The sequence below is a fragment of the Paracoccus aminophilus JCM 7686 genome (assembly GCF_000444995.1).
Classification (GTDB): Bacteria; Pseudomonadota; Alphaproteobacteria; order Rhodobacterales; family Rhodobacteraceae; genus Paracoccus; species Paracoccus aminophilus.
This window is the reverse complement of record NC_022044.1, coordinates 157993-174914: the sequence shown is the minus strand read 5'-3', so window position 1 is coordinate 174914 and position 16922 is coordinate 157993. Positions and strand designations below refer to the sequence as shown.

Genomic DNA, 16922 nt, shown 5'->3' with positions numbered 1-16922 from the left:
AGGTTAATGGTAAGCGGGCTCCAAGCGTTTTGATTGGAGCCGAGCCGACGTATGTCTTCCGAAATCGACCTTGCTTCCGAAGTCCCTTTCCCCCGTCGCGCCCGCTTCCTTCTGACGACAGCTCTGGCCTCGATGGCCGGGATGGGCGCGGGCGCCGTGCCGGTTCTGGCCGAGGATCTTTATCTGCGCCTGAACTCTGACGACATGACGAATGGTCGCATTGATTGGCGGTCAAACTCGCCTTTCTGGTCGTCGAGCCGGACCGGCAACTCTCGGACCTCGCTGGGATCTGATGATACCGGGATTCTGGGCGATTCTGGGGCGACAAGCGCCACCGGCACGCTGCTGGTGCGCGACCGCATCGATGTGAACACGCTGGTCGTGCGCTCGAACGGTTTTACGATTGGCGCTTCGACGCAGGGCAACAGCTCGGATTACCGGCTGACCGGGACGGGGAACGGCAACGGCAACAACGATCAGCTCACCCTTGATCTGCAAAACAACTCGTCGCTCGGGTATTCGATCCGCACGGTCGGCCAGCTGGCGCTGCGCGGCAATGGGACGCTGAACTACAGCTATACCAACCCGGATGGGAACACCGTTCCGGGCATGAACGGTTTCACGATCGGGCAAGACGCCACGCTGAACTCGACGGGGCTGACGAGCGGGCAGAGCACGAACAACGGCACCTTGCGGCTGAGCTCGACCGCGCGCCACAGCGGGCGGCTGGGCAATGCGCAAAACGCCACGGCGACGATTGCCGGGACCGTGACGGCCGCCGTCGATAACTCGGGCACGCTGGCGCTGAATGGCGGCACGCTTCAGGGCGCGGTCAGCAACAACAACGGCGGCCAGTTGACCGGGAACGGACGGATTCAGGGCACTTTGGCCAACACCGGCACGGTCACGGTTCTGGCCAATGACCCTGACAACTCGACGCTGGCGCTGAACGAGCTGAGAAACACGGGCGGCACGGTGACCGTCGGCAGTGACCGCACCCTGACCCTGAACGCGGATTCGACCAACAGCGCCGGTTCGGGGCCTTCGGCCACCGGCGGCAATATTCAAGTGTCGGGCACGCTCAAGATCAGCGACGGACGGGCCCTGACCACGACGGGAAGCGGCTCGCAGTTGGTCGTCGGCGGGACCGGCAAGGTCGAGGGCAACCTCGTCAACCGCGACGGCGGCGCGCTCACCGTCAGCACCAACGGTCTCGTGACCGGCAATATCGACAATGGCAGCAACACGACCCTGCGCCTTGACGGCACGGTTGACGGCCGCGTGACCAATGCCGGCGAGACGCGGTTGAACGCCAGCGGCGCGGCGAACAATGTCACCAACTCGGGCACGCTGATCGTGTCGGGCACGGTCAATGACCGGCTGACCAACAACTCGGGCGGCAATACCGAGATCCGGCAGGGCGGCTCGGTCGGGACGCTCGACAATACGGCGACGGCGGTGATCCGTTCGGGCGCGACCACGAACCGCGTGATCAACCAGGGCTCGGGCACGGTGACCGTCGATCAAGGCGCGTCGGTCGGCTCGGGCGGGATCGACAATGGCGCGACGGTGACGGTCAACGGCACTGTCGCGGGCAAGACCAACAACTCGGGCACGGCCACGATCGGGTCGAGCGCAAGGGTCGGCGATGTCGAGAACACCGGCTCGAGCGCGACGATGTCGATCGCAAACGGCGCACAGGTCGGCGCGATCACCGGCAATGCGGGGACGATGTCGGTCAGTGGCACGGTGTCCGGAGACGCGCGCAACTCGGGCGGGACGCTCAATCTTGCGGCGGATGGGCGCATCAACGGCCGCTTGACCAACAGCAGCGGCACGGTCGATGTCGCGGGCACGCTTGGCGGCGGTGTCATCAACTCGGGCACGGTGCGCATCGGCAATGCGGCGGCCACGAGCTTCGACAATGGCGTGCGCGTCACCGGCAATTATCGCAACGAAACCGGCGGCACGACCGAGCTGCGCGGCTATACGCGCGTGACCGGCAATTTCGAGAACAACGGCACCATTCGCGGACAGGACAACGCGAGCACCTATCTCGATGTGACCCAGACCTTCACCCATAACGGCAATGTCATCGGCAATGACATCAACGGGCCGAATGCGATCTTCATCACGGCCGCGCAAATCGTCTTCGGCAGCACGGCGCGAGTGACCGGCAACGTGCTCTTCAATGGCGAGGTCGTCAGCAGCGGCACCATTGACATGAACACCGACCGGACCTTGCTGGGCAATCTGACCAACCTTTCGGGCGGCGTCGTGAATGTCAGTGCGGTTTTGAATGGCGACAATCACAATATCACCAACAACGGCACTTTCAGCATCCGTCCGACCGGCGTCGTCAACAACATCAATCAGTTCAACAACAACGGCGGCTTGCTGAGCATCGCCGCGGGCGGCGCCTTGACCGCGCGCAATCTGAACAACGCATCGCCTGCCACGATCCGCAATGACGGCACGATTACCTCATCGGTCGACAACCGGGGCACGCTGATCAGCACCGGCTTGATTTCGGGCCCGTTGAACAACCGCGCGACCGGCACGGCGACCCTGTCCGGCACGGTGACCGGCGCGGTCAGCAATGCCGGGACCTTGCAGACCGGGGGCAATCTCACGCTGGCTTCGCTTGACAACACGGGCACGACCAGCATCCGCACGGGGCATAGCCTGACACTGAGCAATGGCCAGCTTTCGAACAATGGCACGGTCAATGTCGCGGGCACGCTGATCGCCAATCTGGTCAATAACGCGAACCGCACGGTCAATCTTCAGGGCGGCACCGTGCAGGGCGGCCTGAGCAACTCCGGGACCGTTTCCGGTGGTGGCACCGTGACTGGCGCGCTGAACAATGCCAGCAGCGGCACGGTCTCGGTCGGCAATGGCCAAAGCCTGACCGTCGCTGGTCCGACCAGCAATGACGGGCGTCTGGCGCTGTCGGGCAATTTCATCGGCGCGGTGCAAAACAATGCGAGCGGCTCGGTGGATCTGAGTGGCGGCACGCTGACCGGACCCTTGCAAAACGGCGGCACGCTTCAGGGGCAGGGCAATGTTGCCGGGACGGTGAACAACCTGAGCTCTGGCCGGATCGTGGCGAATGCGGGCCAGACGCTCACGCTGGATCAGGGCGCGTCGAACTCGGGCGAGGTCCGGCTGAACGGCGGGACCATCGGCGGGGCGATTACCAACAATGTCGGCGGTCGGATCGGTGGCACGGGCACCCTGACGGGCGCGGTGAGCAACCTCAGCGGCGCGAGCATCTCGATCGACCGCGCGGATCGTCTGAGCTTCCAAGGCGGCCTCAGCAATGCCGGAACCTACACGCTGGCTGGCAGCTCGGAGGGCACGATCACGAACCAAAGCGGCGGCGCGGTGGTTCTGGCGGGCGGGCGCCATGACGGCGCGCTGGTCAATATCGGCACCCTGAGCGGCAACGGCCGTCTTGCGGGATCGGTGACGAACCAGAGCGGAGGCCGGATTCAGGCCGACAGCGGCAATACGCTGAGCTTCGATCAGCCGCTGTCGAACCGCGAAGGTGGCACGGTGACCTTCGCTGGCGGCACGATCGCGGGCGGGATCAACAACAGCGGCACGGTTTCGGGCTTCGGCACGCTCGACGGCTCGATTGCCAATGCGGCGACGGGGCTCGTCTCGATCGCCTCGGGCCAGCAGCTGGGCTTGGCGGGGCAGGTGCAGAACGCCGGTCGCGTCGATCTGGCGGGCACGCTCGCGGGCGGCATCGACAACCTGAGCGGCGGCGCTGTCGCGCTCAATGGCGGCACCGTCGACGGGGTGGTGCGCAATCAGGGCACGCTGTCCGGCACCGGCACGGTGACGGGCGCCGTGGCCAACCTTGCCGGCGGCACGATGCAGCTCGCGGGCACGGTGCGCGGGCAGATCTCGAACCTCGGCAGCCTGATCACCACCGGAGACCTCGGCGCGGGCGCGGTCGTCAACGGCGGCAATGCGCGTGTAAGCGCGGGGACCAAGCTGGCCGTGCGCGATGTCGTGCAAAACGATCAGGGCGGTCATCTGACCGTCAACGGCACCATCCGCCAGCAGACGGCAAGCCGCGCGGGCGAGGCTTTGGCCGCGCCGGTGCCGGGCAAGGCGCTGGTCGTGAACGCGGGCCTCTTGGACGGCGCGGGGGTGATTTCCGGGCTGGTCGGCAACCTCGCCTCGGGCGTCTTCAGCATGAGTGGGACCGTCGACGGGCTGAACAACCGCGGCACGGTCGAGCTGGCCGCGGGCGATGCCCTGACCGCAACCAAGGGGCTTTACAACGCGGGCACCGCGCGGATTGCCGGGACGCTGACCGGCGCGGTCGAAAACGATGCCACGCTGATGCTGACCGGGCGGATCATCGGCTCTGTGCTGAACACGGCGAAGGGCTCTGCCGATCTGTCGGGCCGGGTCAACGGGCTTGTCGCCAACGAGGGCAAGCTCAATGTCCGGCGCAATCTGACCGTCGGGCAGCTGGACAACCGGCGCGGTGGGCAGGTGACGATCGGCGCGGATCAGCGTCTGACCTCGACGGCGGCGGTGCGCAACAATGGCCGGATCGATCTGGCGGGCACCCTTGCGGGCGGTCTCAACATCCTCGACGCCGGGCGTCTGGTGCTCGATGGCGGCACGGTCGAGGGCAATGTCGTCTCGAAAGGGACGCTGGATTTCAAGACGGCAGAGAGCACCGGGCAGATCAATGGCACCTTCGCCAACCTGACCAATCTGACGCTGGACAAAGGGCATCTGACCGTCGCGGCGCTGGACAACCGCGGCCATCTGAAGCTTGAGGACAGCGGCGATCTGACCGTGAGCGGTGCGCTGGACAACTATGGCACCTATGACCAGAGCGGGCGTCTGCGCGGCACTCTGGCCAACCAGGAAACCGGCAAGGCCAATCTTGCGCACCGGGCGGTCGTGACCGGCGACATCCGCAATGCGGGGCTGTTGTCGCTGCTCGGCTCTGCCACGGTCAATGGCAAGCTGGTCAACTCGGGCACGGTGAACATGGCCGACGGCAAGGTCGGCGGCGTGTTGCGCACCAGCGGGCTTCAGGGCAACGGGCGGTATGAGCTTGATGTCGATCTGCGCAATATGACGGCGGACCGCATTCAGGTTTCGGGCGGGGCTGCGACCGGGAACTATTACTTCCACTTCAACGAGCTTGGCGCCTCGGCGGTCAGCCATATCGGCGAGCGCGTGACCATTCTTGAGGTCGATCCGACCCAGAACAACCGCTTCGGCTATTCCTTTGACCCGATCTCGCTGTCGTCGAACCGGATCACCTATGATCTCGTGACCGAGAGCAATGGCGATCTGGCGCTGACGAGCGGGCCGAACCCGGCCGTGGGCGCGCTTCTGGGCAACATCGCGCTGACCCATTCGCTGATCGGCTCGGTCATCAACCGACCCTCCAGCCCCTATGTCGTCGGCATGGCCTATGAGGACAAGGAAAAGCCCTGCGGCGTCGGCTCTTGGGGGCGTGCGCTTGGCGGGACGGCGACGGCGACCGGGGCGACCGACAACGGCGTTGCCAAATATGACAGCCGGGTCAAAGCCAGCTACTACGGTATGCAGGTCGGCACCGATCTGGCCTGTTTCGACAATTCTTACTACGGTTGGAACATGGCGTTTGGCGCGCTTCTGGGCGTCAACCAGGGCAAGACCGATCAGCCGAACTTTATCGGCCGGGGCGACAGCCGCAGGCTCGACAGCATCACCAAAGCCGACTTCGATCAATTCTACGGTGGGCTTTATGTGACGGCGAGCCGCGACAACTGGGCGCTGGATCTGCAATATCGCTATGAGAAAACCGACTTCAAACTCAACAACCGCGCCGTTGAGGGCGAGGGGCTGGGGCTTGAGGACAAGGGCTTCTCCAGCCGCGCGAATACGATCAGCGGCTCGGTCAGCTATGTCGTCCCGATCGAGAAGGACGGCTGGCAATTCGTGCCCTCGGCCGGTTTCGCTCTGTCGAAAATCAGCATCGACACCATCCGCTTCACCGATGGCTATCGCCTTGATTTCAAAGACACCACCCGCAAGGTCGGCTTTGTCGGCGGCACGGTCACCAAGACCTTCGTGAAGCCCGAAAGCGACAGCGCGCTCAACGTCTTTGCGACCGGGACCTATTACAAGGATTTCGCGAAAGAGACCGAATCGACCTTCACGCCGGGCGATGGCTCGCTCGATCCCCAGCATCTGAAGTCGAGCAATCTGGGCGCTTACACCGAGCTGAGCCTCGGGGTGAACTGGGTGAAGGTGCTGACCGGCGGCCCGGGCCGTCCGCGTCAGCTGAGCGCGGGCGCGCGGATCGACGGGCGCTATGGCGACAGCCTTGACAGCGTCGGCCTGACCGGCCAGTTCCGGCTGCAGTTTTAAATCTGATTGGTCTGCTCGCCGAGAGTGCTAATCTAACGCCCGGGCCGTGCGTCGTGCGGCCCGGGCAAAGTCAAAACGAATGGGAAGTCGAAGCGCATGTCCTGGTTCAGCAAGGTCGCCTGGAAAGAGGGACTTTTCCTTCAGCCGCACCATCTCCAGCAATCCGACCGCTATGTCGAAAATCTGATTCAGGCGCGCAACCGTGTCACCACGCCCTATCCCTGGGGCGTGATCGAGATGGTGATGGACCGCGATCAGGCGCAGCAGGGCCGGATTGCCTTGCGCGCGATTTCCGGGCTGATGCCCGATGGCACGCCCTTCGATGCGCCGGGCACGAGCCCGCTGCCGGTGCCCGCAGATGTGCCCGATGATGCGGCGGGAATGTTCATCTGGCTGACCTTGCCCGATGTCTCGCCCAACAACCGCGACGCCGCGCCCTATGACGATGAAGGCTCGGCGACGCGCTGGGGGATCGTGGCCGAGACGGTCAGCGATTCGAGCTCGGCCCTGCGCTCGGAGCAGGTGCTTGAACTGGCCGTGCCACGCCTCGAGCTTGCGGTGCGCAAAACCCCGCGCCCCGGCTATCAGAACCTGCGCCTTGCCCGGATCACCGAGGTCCGCGACGGCGTCGTCACCATCGACGAGACCGTGCCGCCGCCCGCCATGGTCGTCGGCGCTCATCCGCAGATCCTTGGCTATCTGACCCGCGTGATCGGCTGGGTCGAGGCGCGGTTGGAAACCTTGGCGCGCTATGCCGCCGATCCGTCCTCGGGCGGCGGGCTTCAGGCCTCGGACTTTCTGATGCTGATGATGCTCAACCGCGAAATCGGCGCGCTGCGCCATCTCGCGCGGACCTTCGCCATCCATCCCGAGCGGCTTTACGAGCGGCTGGTCTGTCTGGCCGGAGAGCTTGCGACCTTTGACAGCGGCAACCGCCAGGCCCCGGATTACGAGGGTTACGACCACGGCGATCTCAAGACCTGCTTCTCGCCGATCGTGTCCGACATCCAGCGGCTTTTGTCGCGCGACATCGGCCGCGCCATCCGGCTTTTGCTGCGTCAGGTGCGCCAGAACTCCTATCTGGCCGAGGTCAAGGACCGCAATCTCTTCCGCGAGGCGACCTTCATCGTCGAGGTGGAATCCGCCAAGCCGCTCACGCAGGTGCAGCAACAGTTCCCCGAGCTGTGCAAGGTCGGCCCGAACACCCGCATGTCCGAGATCGTGAACAACAACCTGCCCGGCATCGGTTTGCAGCATCTGCCGAACCCGCCGCGTCAGATCCGGGTGCTGTCCTCGAACGTCTATTTCCGGCTGGAAAAGAACTCTCCGCTCTGGCGCGAGTTTTCGACCGCGCCGGCCATCGGCATGCATTTCGCCGGTGACTGGCCCGAGTTGAAGCTTGAGCTCTGGGCGATCCCGGAGAAAGCCTGATGGCCGGGCGGGACGAGGATCGCGACAAGACGGTGTTCGGCGGTCCGCTGACGCGTGGCGATGTGACCTCGGACAGCCCTTTCGACAGCGCGGGGCGGGGCGGTGCCGGTCGGGCCGGATCTGGTCAAATTGGTGGCGCGCCGCCGCCTGCCTCTGATCGCACCGTCATCGGCAGGCCCGCGCCGGGCGCGAGCGCCTATCCCGGGAGCGGCGGTTTCGCGCCGCAGGGCAGCGGCCAGCCCTTCGGGCGACCCGCGCCGCAGGGTGGCGGGCGCGGCACGGGGCATGAGGACACCTGGATCGGGGCGGGCGCGCCGCAGGGCTATGCCGCGCCGCCTGCGCAGAGCCCGGCTCCCGCCTATCCGTCTTATCCGCCACCGGGTCAGGGTGCCTCGGCACCGGGCCATTATGCGGGCATTGGCATTGGTCGCCCAACGGCGGCGGACAACGGCTTTTTCCCGGATTACCAGCGCGACCGCCAACCGCAGGTCCAGCGCAATGTGCCGCGGATCCCGCTTCAGGACGCCTTGCGGGTCAGCGAGATCGGCGCGGGCAGTTCCTCGAACCCGCTTCTGGCGGCGGCGGCGAGCCTGTTGATTCTGCTTGGCCGGTTGCGGACCGGCATGGTCGAGCTGCAAGTCGCGCCGCTGATGGAGCATGTCACGCGCGAGATCGACCGCTTCGAGCGCACCGCGATCAGCGCGGGTCTCGATCCCCATGAGGTGCTGGTCGCGAAATATGCGCTCTCGGGCACGGCCGATGACATCGTCCAGAACCTGCCCGGCTCGGATCGCGGCAGCTGGCAGCAATATTCGATGGTCGCGCGCTTTTTCGGCAAACGCGATTCCGGCGTGGGCTTTTTTCAAGAGGCCGAAAAGGCGATGCAGGCCCCGGCGCAGCGTTACAATCTGCTCGAGCTGATGCTGGTCTGCATGTCGCTGGGGTTCGAGGGCCAGTTCCGCACCATGCCGAACGGCTCGGTCGAGCTCACCCGGATCCGAACCGCGATCTACGAGACCCTGCGCCGCGTCAATCCGCGCCCGGATGAGGATATTTCCGTGCAATGGGTGCCGGTGGTGCAGGACCGCGGACGGCGCTTTGGCGCGGTCTCGGTGCCGATCATCCTTGGCGTGGCCGCTTTGGCGGTGGTTGCCCTCTTCGCCGGGCTGACGACCCTGATCAACCGGGGCGGCGCGCAGGCCTCGGAAGGGTTGGTGACGCTGCACACCGGCGCGCCGGTTCTGTCGATCCAGCGCAATCCGGGCGCGGTCTATGTCGCCGAAGTCCCCCAGCTTGAACGCATCCGCACCGCTTTGGCCAATGAGATCGAGGCGGGCATGGTCTCGGTCGAGCCCAAGGGCGATTACATCGCGCTGCGCGTTGGCAACCTTCAGCTCTTCGATCTCGGCAAGACGCAGGTCAAAGAGGGCTTCGAGCCGATGGCGGCGCGGATCACCCAGATCCTGAACCAGGAAGGCGGCCCGGTGCTGATCCAGGGCTATACCGACAACCTGCCCTTGTCGGGACGCGGGCAGTTCAAGGACAATTACCAGCTCTCGCAGGCGCGGGCCAAGGCGGTCGAGGCGGTTCTGGCGAAAACCATCGACGACGCCACCCGCATCACGGTCGAGGGCAAGGGCGAAGAGGATCCCGTGGCTGACAATACCACCGAAGAGGGCCGCGCCCAGAACCGCCGCGTCGAGGTGATGCTGGCGCGCGAAGGCACCTATACGCCGAAGGCCGGTGCCGCGCCTGCCGGTGCGGCTCCTGCGACAGCCACCCCGGCTGCGCCCGGCGCCGCCCCTTCCGGCACCCCGACAACCGCCCCCGCACAAGAGGCCGGACAGTGAGATTTTTCGGTATTTATGTCCCCCGGCTGCGGCTGCGCGATCACGCCTGGCTGCGCTGGACCCTGCTGATCTTCGGGCTGGCGGCCTTCGGGATTGCCGTCTGGATCGGCGGGCCGATGACCGGATGGGCGCCGCTGGCCTCGGTCTTCTGGCGCGTCATCATCATCGGCGTGGTTTATCTCTTCTTCTTCACCATCTTCTTCATCCGCTGGCGCCGTCGCGTCCGCGCCGCCCGCGCGCTCGAAGAGGCGCTGATCCCGGCCGAGCCCGAGGGCGACGGCAAGGTGCTGGCCGAGAAGATGACCGAAGCCATGGCGGTTCTGCGCAAGACCGGCGGCGCGTCTTATCTGTATGACCTGCCGTGGTATGTGATCATCGGCCCGCCCGGCGCGGGCAAGACCACCGCGCTTGCGAATTCCGGCATCGAGTTCCCGCTGGCGCAAAATCAGGGCGTCTCTGGCTTTGGCGGCACGCGCTATATCGACTTCTGGTTCTCGGAAGAGGCGGTGATGATCGACACCGCCGGGCGCTATACCTCGCAAGACAGCGATGCGGTGGCCGACAAGGCGAGCTGGACCGCGCTGCTTGAGCAGTTGAAGCGGACCCGGCCCAACCGGCCGATCAATGGCGTGATCCTGTCCTTCTCGGTCGAGGATCTGATGAAGGACGACGCCACCGCGCTCAAATCCCATGCCGAGACCGTGCGCGCCCGTCTGGCCGAGATCCACGAGGCGCTCAAGATCGATTTCCCGGTCTATGTCATGTTCACCAAGGCCGATCTGATTGCGGGCTTCCGGGAATATTTCGCCTCGTTCAGCCTCAACCGGCGCAAGCTCGTCTGGGGCACGACCTTCCAGAACAAGGACCGCAAGGCGATCACGGTCGAGGCTGTGCCCGCCGAATTCGACCGCCTTGTCGCGCGGCTCTCGGATGAGATCATCGACCGCATGTCGGAAGAGCCCGACGGGATCTCGCGGATCTCGATCTTTGGTCTGCCGGGCCAGATGGCGCTGCTGCGCGGTCATCTGACCGAATTCATGAAGCGCATCTTCGAGCCGACGCGCTACAAGACCAATGCGATCCTGCGGGGCTTTTACTTCACCTCGGGCACGCAGGAAGGCACGCCGATCGATCAGGTTCTCGGCGCGATGAACCGGGGCGACGAATATGGCGGCTTCCAGCCCTCGTTCATGTCGGGGCGCGGGAAAAGCTTCTTCATCCACGACCTACTGACCCGGGTGATCTTTCCCGAACAGGGCTGGGTCTCGCATGACCGCAAGGCGGTGCGCCGGGCGATGATCCTGCGCGGCACGGCGATCGGGCTGATCCTGTTCGCATCCGTGGGGACGGCGGGTGCGCTCGGGTATAGCTATTGGAAGAACCGCAGCCTCGTGAACACCGCCGAGGCCGAAACCGCCGCCTATCACCGCGCCGCGCAAAAAGAGCTCTCGCGCGAGGTCATCGACGACACCGATCTGCGCCCGATCGCACCGCTGCTTGGACGGCTCGCGGCGATGCCTGCGGGTTACGGCGACAGCGAAGAGCCGGGCTTTTTCGAGGGGCTCGGCCTTGGCCAGCGCGAGCGGCTGAACCGCGCCGCCACCGCGACCTATTCGGATGCGCTCGAGCGGATGTTGCGCCCGCGCATGGTGCTGGATCTCGAGCGGCGGATGCCCGGCATCGTCGCCAGCGGCGAGATGACCGACATTTACCGCGCGCTCAAGGTCTATCTGCTGCTGGGCGGGCAGGGCCAGAGCCCCGATGACACCGCCGTCGAAAGCTGGTTCGACCAGATCTGGCGCGAGGAATATCCCGAACGCGCCGATGTCGACATGCGCGACCAGCTCAAGCGCCATTTGATCGCGATGCTGAAGCTTGGCAAGGACCGCAAGCTTCTGGTGACACTTGACCAGACCACGGTCGAGGCCGCCCGCGCCGCGCTGTCGCAACTGCCGCTGGACGAGCAGGCCTATGCGCTGATCCAAGACGGGATCGCCGCGACCAGTCTGCAGGAATGGAGCCTGACGCAAGTCGTCGCCAATTCCGGGCAGGTCTTCAAGACCCGCGACGGACAGGACCTCGCGAGCCTCACCGTGCCCGCGCTTTATACCTATGAGGGCTTCTGGGGCTATTTCTTCGACCAGCTCGCCGTCGTGCAGGATCAGCTGCGCAAAGACCAATGGGTGCTGGGCGATCTCGGCAACAGCGACGAGATCGAGATCCGTCTGCGCCGGCTCGATCGCGATTTGATGGAGCGTTACAAAAACGACTTCATCGCAAGCTGGAACAAGGTTCTGAACAATCTTGAGCTGGCTTCGATGGTCGCGGACAAGCCGCGTTATGCGGCGCTTGGCACGGCGGCCTCGGCCTCGGCCTCGCCGATCCTCGAACTGGTCAAGGCGGTGGACGACCAGACCTATCTCTCGCGCGAATTCGACGGGATGGATGATCTCTCGGCCGATCAACTGGCCGGGCTGACCGCCGCGCCGGGGCAGGGCGGTTCGGTCGAGGGCGGCGCGAAGGATGTCGGCAAGGCCTTGGCCAGCCGCTTCCAAAGCCGCTCGAGCGGGATCCAACGCATGATTCTGGACGCGACCGCGCGGCAGGCCAAGAAGGGCCAGACCCGCGCAGGCGGCGCCGCGCCCGAAGAGAATTACAGCTTCCGCCGCCCGATCGACCAGATCTCCGAGGCCTTCAAGGGCTGGCACGATCTGGTTCAGGGTGATCCCGGCAAGCGTCCGATCGACACGCTGATCGGCAATTTCGGCGCGATCTGGGAAAACCTGCGTCTGGCCGAGCACAGCCCCGACCAATCAGCGGCCGCCTTGCCGACGCTGCTGAATGCGCTGACGCAGTATAATTCGCAGCTGCCCGCGCCTTTGGCCCAGATCGTGAATGATGCGGATGGCTATTTCCGTTCGGGCGCGAGCGATGCGAGCCTCGAGACGATGAACCGTGCGCTGACCAATCAGATCACCTTCTTCTGTCGCGACAATATCACCTCGTCCTACCCGTTCTCGAAATCGACGCGCTCGCTCTCGATGGACAATTTCGCGCGGTTCTTCGGGCCGGGCGGCGAGATGGACAAATATTTCACCCAATATCTCGAACCCTATGTCGAGCGCAGCGATGGCGGGCTCAGCTATCGCGCCGACAAGGAAATCACCGGGCGCTTCAATGCCGCAACGCTCAAGCAGTTCGAGCGCGCCGAGCGCATCCGCCGCGCCTTCTTCGCGGGCGGGGGCAGCCAGCCGCAGGTCGAGATCACGGTGGCGCAGGTCGATGCTCATCCGACCGTGCAAGAGGCGCTTTTGTCGATCAATGACGAAAAGATCCAGACCGTGACCGGCTCTTTGCCCCAGACGGTGACTTGGCCGGGCAAGGGCAAATCGACGCTTCTGCAGATCATGCCCTCGCTCGACCGGCCCTCGGCGCTGCTGTTCGAGGGCAGTTCCTGGACCTTCATGGAGCTTTTGGCGGCGGCGAGCTCCAAGCAGCAGATGGGCGACACGTTGCGCGCGACCTTCACCATCGGCGGGCGCAACATCACCTATGATTTCACCGTGAACGCGGTCGCCAATCCTTTCACCATGCCCGAAATCAGGGATTTCCAATGTCCCCAGAGCATCGATTGATGGAGCAGCCGCCCGCCTTTGTGCCGCCCGGTCCGGTGCCGGTCGCGCTGTTTGGCAAGCATCCCGGCCATGGCGATTTCGTCTCGGCGGGGATGCCGGACGGGCTGGCGCGGTTGCTGTCGGATTGGCTTGGCTCGACCCTGGGCGAGGTGCGCGATCTCTTGGGCCCGGACTGGGAGGGCGTGACCCGCAGCCCGGGCGGGCTGCGCTTCTGGCTGGGCGCGGCCTTTGGCGAGGGGCAGGCGTGGCGCGGCACCATGCGGATGTCGGGCGACAAGGTCGGGCGGCATTATCCGCTGGTCCTGCTGCAGCCCTCGGCCCCGGACGGCCTGCCACTGATCTTTCCCTCGCAAGAGTTCTACCTTGCCGCGGAAGAGGCGCTTGGCGATCTCATCGATCAGGCGGTGCTGGCGCTCCCCGAGACGGCGGCGGCGCTGACCGCGCGGCTTGGCCAATGCCCCGGCGCCGAGCAAGGCACATTGCGCCATGAGCATATGTTCTGGGCGATGAAGCAATCGAGCGATGTCGCAGAGCTGTGTCGCGAGGTGGGGATGACCGATCTTGTCTGCGGCGCGACGGCGCGCAGCTATTGGTGGTTCGCCAATCCGCGTGCGGGCCAATCGGGGATTTTGGGCTGTCAGGGCCTGCCCGATGCCCAGGCTCTGGCCTGGCTGATTGCGGGCAGCAGCGGAGAACATGCCGTGTCAGAAGGCAGCGAGGACCAATGACCGAAGAAGAGGCAGGCTTTCTGTTCGAGACCGGCGCCGCCTCGGATCGGGGCGTGGTGCGCGAGCATAACGAGGACAGCCTCGGCGCCTTCCCCGAGGCCGGGGTCTGGGCTGTGGCCGATGGCATGGGCGGGCATCAGGCGGGCGATCTCGCCAGCCGGACGATTGTCGAAGAGCTCGCCTCGCTCGGGCTGCCGGTCTCGGCGATGGATCTGCGCGCGCGGGTGCTCGAACGGATCGAGCGCGCCAATCTGCGCATTCTGGCGCTGGCGCGCGAGCGGCAATTGGCGACCGTCGGCTCGACCTTGGCGGCGCTGCTGATCCATGGTCAGGAATTCGCCTGCACCTGGGCCGGAGACAGCCGGGTCTATCTGCTGCGCAAAGGCATCCTGCACCGGCTGACCACCGATCACAGCGAGGTCGCTCAGCTGATCGCGCGCGGCGGGCTGACCGAGGAAGAGGCGCGCAGCTATCCCAACCGAAATGTGATCACGAAAGCCATCGGCATCCAGATGAACCCGCGCCCCGAAACCGTGACCGGGGTGGTCGAGGGCGGCGATCTGTTCCTGCTGTGCTCGGATGGGCTGACCGAACATAACAGCGACGAGGATCTGCGTCAGGCCATGCTGACCGCCGAGCCCGCCCAGCTCATTGCCGCGCGATTGATCGAGCAAACCCTGATGCGGGGCGCGCGCGACAATGTCTCGGTGTTGATCGTGCGTTGCATCCTCTCCGAGACCGAGGATATGGCTGAGCCATGAGCCAGCCCGAAGACGACCCCAAGACCGGGACGAGCCCGCCCGCGGCACAGCCTCCGTCCCCGGACCCGTCGCATGACGACCGCACCCGCATCGCCTTGCCCGCCGCCACCGACGCGGCGGAGCCGACGCGGATTGCGAGCGCGGGACCCGCCACGCCGACCCCGGATGCCGAGGCCGATCGCACGCGGTTTGCCGCACATCCGCCCGAGCTGCCACCCGAGTCCCCGGCCCAGATCGTCAAGCCCGGCACGGTCATCAACGACAATTACCGCATTCTCGAAACCATCAGCGCGGGCGGCATGGGCGAGGTCTATCGCGGCGAGAACCTCTTCACCGGCGACCCGGTCGCGGTGAAGGTGATCCTGCCCAATCTCGCCCGCGATCAGGCGATCATCGACCTTTTCCGGGGCGAGGCGCGGATTTTGGTGCAGATGCGCGACGATGCGATCGTGCGCTACCACAACTTCGTGCGCGACCGCGGGCTCGATCGCTATTGCCTCATCATGGAATATGTCGAGGGCCAGCATCTGTGGGATTTCGTGAAATCGCGCGGACCGCTGTCGGCGGCTGAGGCGCTGATCCTGTTGCGCCGTCTGGGTCATGGTTTGGCCGAGGCCCATGCGCGCGGCATCACCCACCGTGACCTTTCGCCCGACAACGTGATCTTGCGCGACGATCAGCTTGATCAGGCGGTGCTGATCGACTTTGGCATTGCCCGCTCGACCGAACTTGGCGACGGGCTCGGCGGGCGGTTTGCGGGCAAATTCAAGTATATCGCGCCGGAACAGCTTGGTCATGCACGGGGCGTGATCGGGCCGCAGGCCGATGTCTATGGGCTCGCGCTGATGATCACGGCGGCGGTGCGCGGCACGGCGCTGGACATGGGCAGTTCGGTGGTCGAGGCCTCCGAGACGCGGCGGCGCATTCCCGATCTGACCGGGATTCCGCATGAGATCTATCCGCTGCTTCAGCATATGCTGGAACCCGATCCGGCGGCGCGGCCCGAGTCGATGGAGGCGATTTTGCGCATCCTCGACGATCCGACCCATCTGCCCGCGCGCTATCGCCTGCCCCTGTGGGAGAGCGGCGAAGCGGGCGCGGTTGCACCTGCCGAGACGACCGGCACCTCGGGTCTTTTGACGGGCAGCCTTGGCGGAGAACTGGCCTCGGCCAGCCCCTTCGCCACCATCGCGGCCGAGCAGGCAGGCACCGCCCCCGCCGAGCGGAAAACCTCGCGCGGGATGCTTTATTCGGGGCTTATCGTGGCGGCCTTGGTCGCGGCGGGCGGCGGCTTCTATGCGATGCGCGGCGCGGCGCCCTCCGATCTGCCGCCGGGTCCGACGGGCGCAGGCGCGGACAGCCCGACCGAGACGATCGCGCTTCCGGCGCGCGATCCGGCCTCGCGCGACGGTTTTCTGGCCGAACAGCCCTTGCCCGCCTGCAGCTACGCGGCGCGGATCGTCAAAGGCGTCGATGCGGGCAAGATCGGGACTTTGGCCGATGGACCGCGCGATTTCACCGCGCTGCAAACGGCCTATTCCGGCAAATTCAGCAGCAATCCGGCCTTGGTTGAGGGGCTGGTCTCGAATGCGCAATGCCCGGCGGTCGAGTTCCTGCATATGCTCTCGGGCCGCGAGGCCGCGCCGCCTGCGCTCTCGCTGGACGAGCTGGTCGTGACCAGCGGCGGCGAGGCTTCGGGGCGGATCCGCGATCTTGCCGGGCGCAGTCTTTGGCTGTTTCTGGTCTCGCCTAAGGGCGGGATTTACGATCTTTCGAAGATCGTCACCGCCGAGGCCGATGGCTCGTTCACCTTTACCTTCGGAATCTCGCTGGCGCCGGATGAAACCGGGCCGCAGCCGCAACTTTTATTGGCACTGGCCTCGGACAAGCCACTGGCAAGCGTCGCGGCTGCGCCCGCTGGCAGCACCGCCGCGCGGCTTTTGCCCTTCGCGCTGGACGAAATCCGGGCAGGGGGCGGCAAGGCTGCGGTCGATGTCGCCCGGTTCGAGGTCGCGGCTGTGGCGACCGCTGATGGGCCGGTCAATGAGCCCGCGCGGGCCCCGCAAGAGGACGCGTCAGCCGCGTCCGTCACCGAGAATTGACGCCCTAGCCTCGGGC

At 65.6% G+C, this 16922-nt stretch carries 7 protein-coding genes; all 7 read left to right on the top strand.

What is annotated here, in order from left to right:
• Nucleotides 1-51 precede the first annotated feature (51 nt).
• The 7 genes from JCM7686_RS22115 (at nt 52) to JCM7686_RS22085 (ending at nt 16906) form a co-directional block, all read left to right on the top strand.
• Nucleotides 52-6399 carry a hypothetical protein gene (locus tag JCM7686_RS22115; RefSeq protein ID WP_020953246.1) on the top strand — a complete coding sequence of 2116 codons (6348 nt, stop codon included), beginning with the start codon at nt 52-54 and terminating at the stop codon, nt 6397-6399.
• A gap of 96 nt (nt 6400-6495) precedes the next feature.
• Nucleotides 6496-7830: a type VI secretion system baseplate subunit TssK gene (gene tssK, locus JCM7686_RS22110; protein WP_020953245.1), complete on the top strand. Its 1335-nt coding sequence runs from the start codon at nt 6496-6498 to the stop codon at nt 7828-7830.
• Nucleotides 7830-9680, top strand: a complete 1851-nt coding sequence (tssL, locus tag JCM7686_RS22105; RefSeq protein WP_020953244.1) for a type VI secretion system protein TssL, long form — start codon at nt 7830-7832, stop codon at nt 9678-9680. The genes tssK and tssL overlap by 1 nt, the downstream gene beginning before the upstream one ends.
• Complete coding sequence (gene tssM / locus JCM7686_RS22100) at nt 9677-13315, top strand: type VI secretion system membrane subunit TssM (RefSeq protein ID WP_020953243.1); 3639 nt, start codon at nt 9677-9679, stop codon at nt 13313-13315. The genes tssL and tssM overlap by 4 nt, the downstream gene beginning before the upstream one ends.
• On the top strand, nt 13294-14043 hold the full coding sequence (gene tagF, locus JCM7686_RS23730) for a type VI secretion system-associated protein TagF (RefSeq protein WP_020953242.1): 750 nt from the start codon (nt 13294-13296) through the stop codon (nt 14041-14043). Before tssM ends, tagF begins: the two co-directional genes overlap by 22 nt.
• A complete protein-coding gene (locus tag JCM7686_RS22090) occupies nt 14040-14804 on the top strand; it encodes a PP2C family protein-serine/threonine phosphatase (protein WP_020953241.1) in 765 nt (254 codons plus the stop codon). The genes tagF and JCM7686_RS22090 overlap by 4 nt, the downstream gene beginning before the upstream one ends.
• Complete coding sequence (locus JCM7686_RS22085) at nt 14801-16906, top strand: serine/threonine-protein kinase (RefSeq protein ID WP_020953240.1); 2106 nt, start codon at nt 14801-14803, stop codon at nt 16904-16906. Before JCM7686_RS22090 ends, JCM7686_RS22085 begins: the two co-directional genes overlap by 4 nt.
• Nucleotides 16907-16922 lie beyond the last annotated feature (16 nt).

Coding starts and splice junctions, on each gene's coding strand:
- JCM7686_RS22115 (WP_020953246.1), top strand. CDS start 52: ATGTCTTCCGAAATCGACCTTGCTTCCGAAGTCCCTTTCCCCCGTCGC.
- tssK (WP_020953245.1), top strand. CDS start 6,496: ATGTCCTGGTTCAGCAAGGTCGCCTGGAAAGAGGGACTTTTCCTTCAG.
- tssL (WP_020953244.1), top strand. CDS start 7,830: ATGGCCGGGCGGGACGAGGATCGCGACAAGACGGTGTTCGGCGGTCCG.
- tagF (WP_020953242.1), top strand. CDS start 13,294: ATGTCCCCAGAGCATCGATTGATGGAGCAGCCGCCCGCCTTTGTGCCG.
- JCM7686_RS22090 (WP_020953241.1), top strand. CDS start 14,040: ATGACCGAAGAAGAGGCAGGCTTTCTGTTCGAGACCGGCGCCGCCTCG.
- JCM7686_RS22085 (WP_020953240.1), top strand. CDS start 14,801: ATGAGCCAGCCCGAAGACGACCCCAAGACCGGGACGAGCCCGCCCGCG.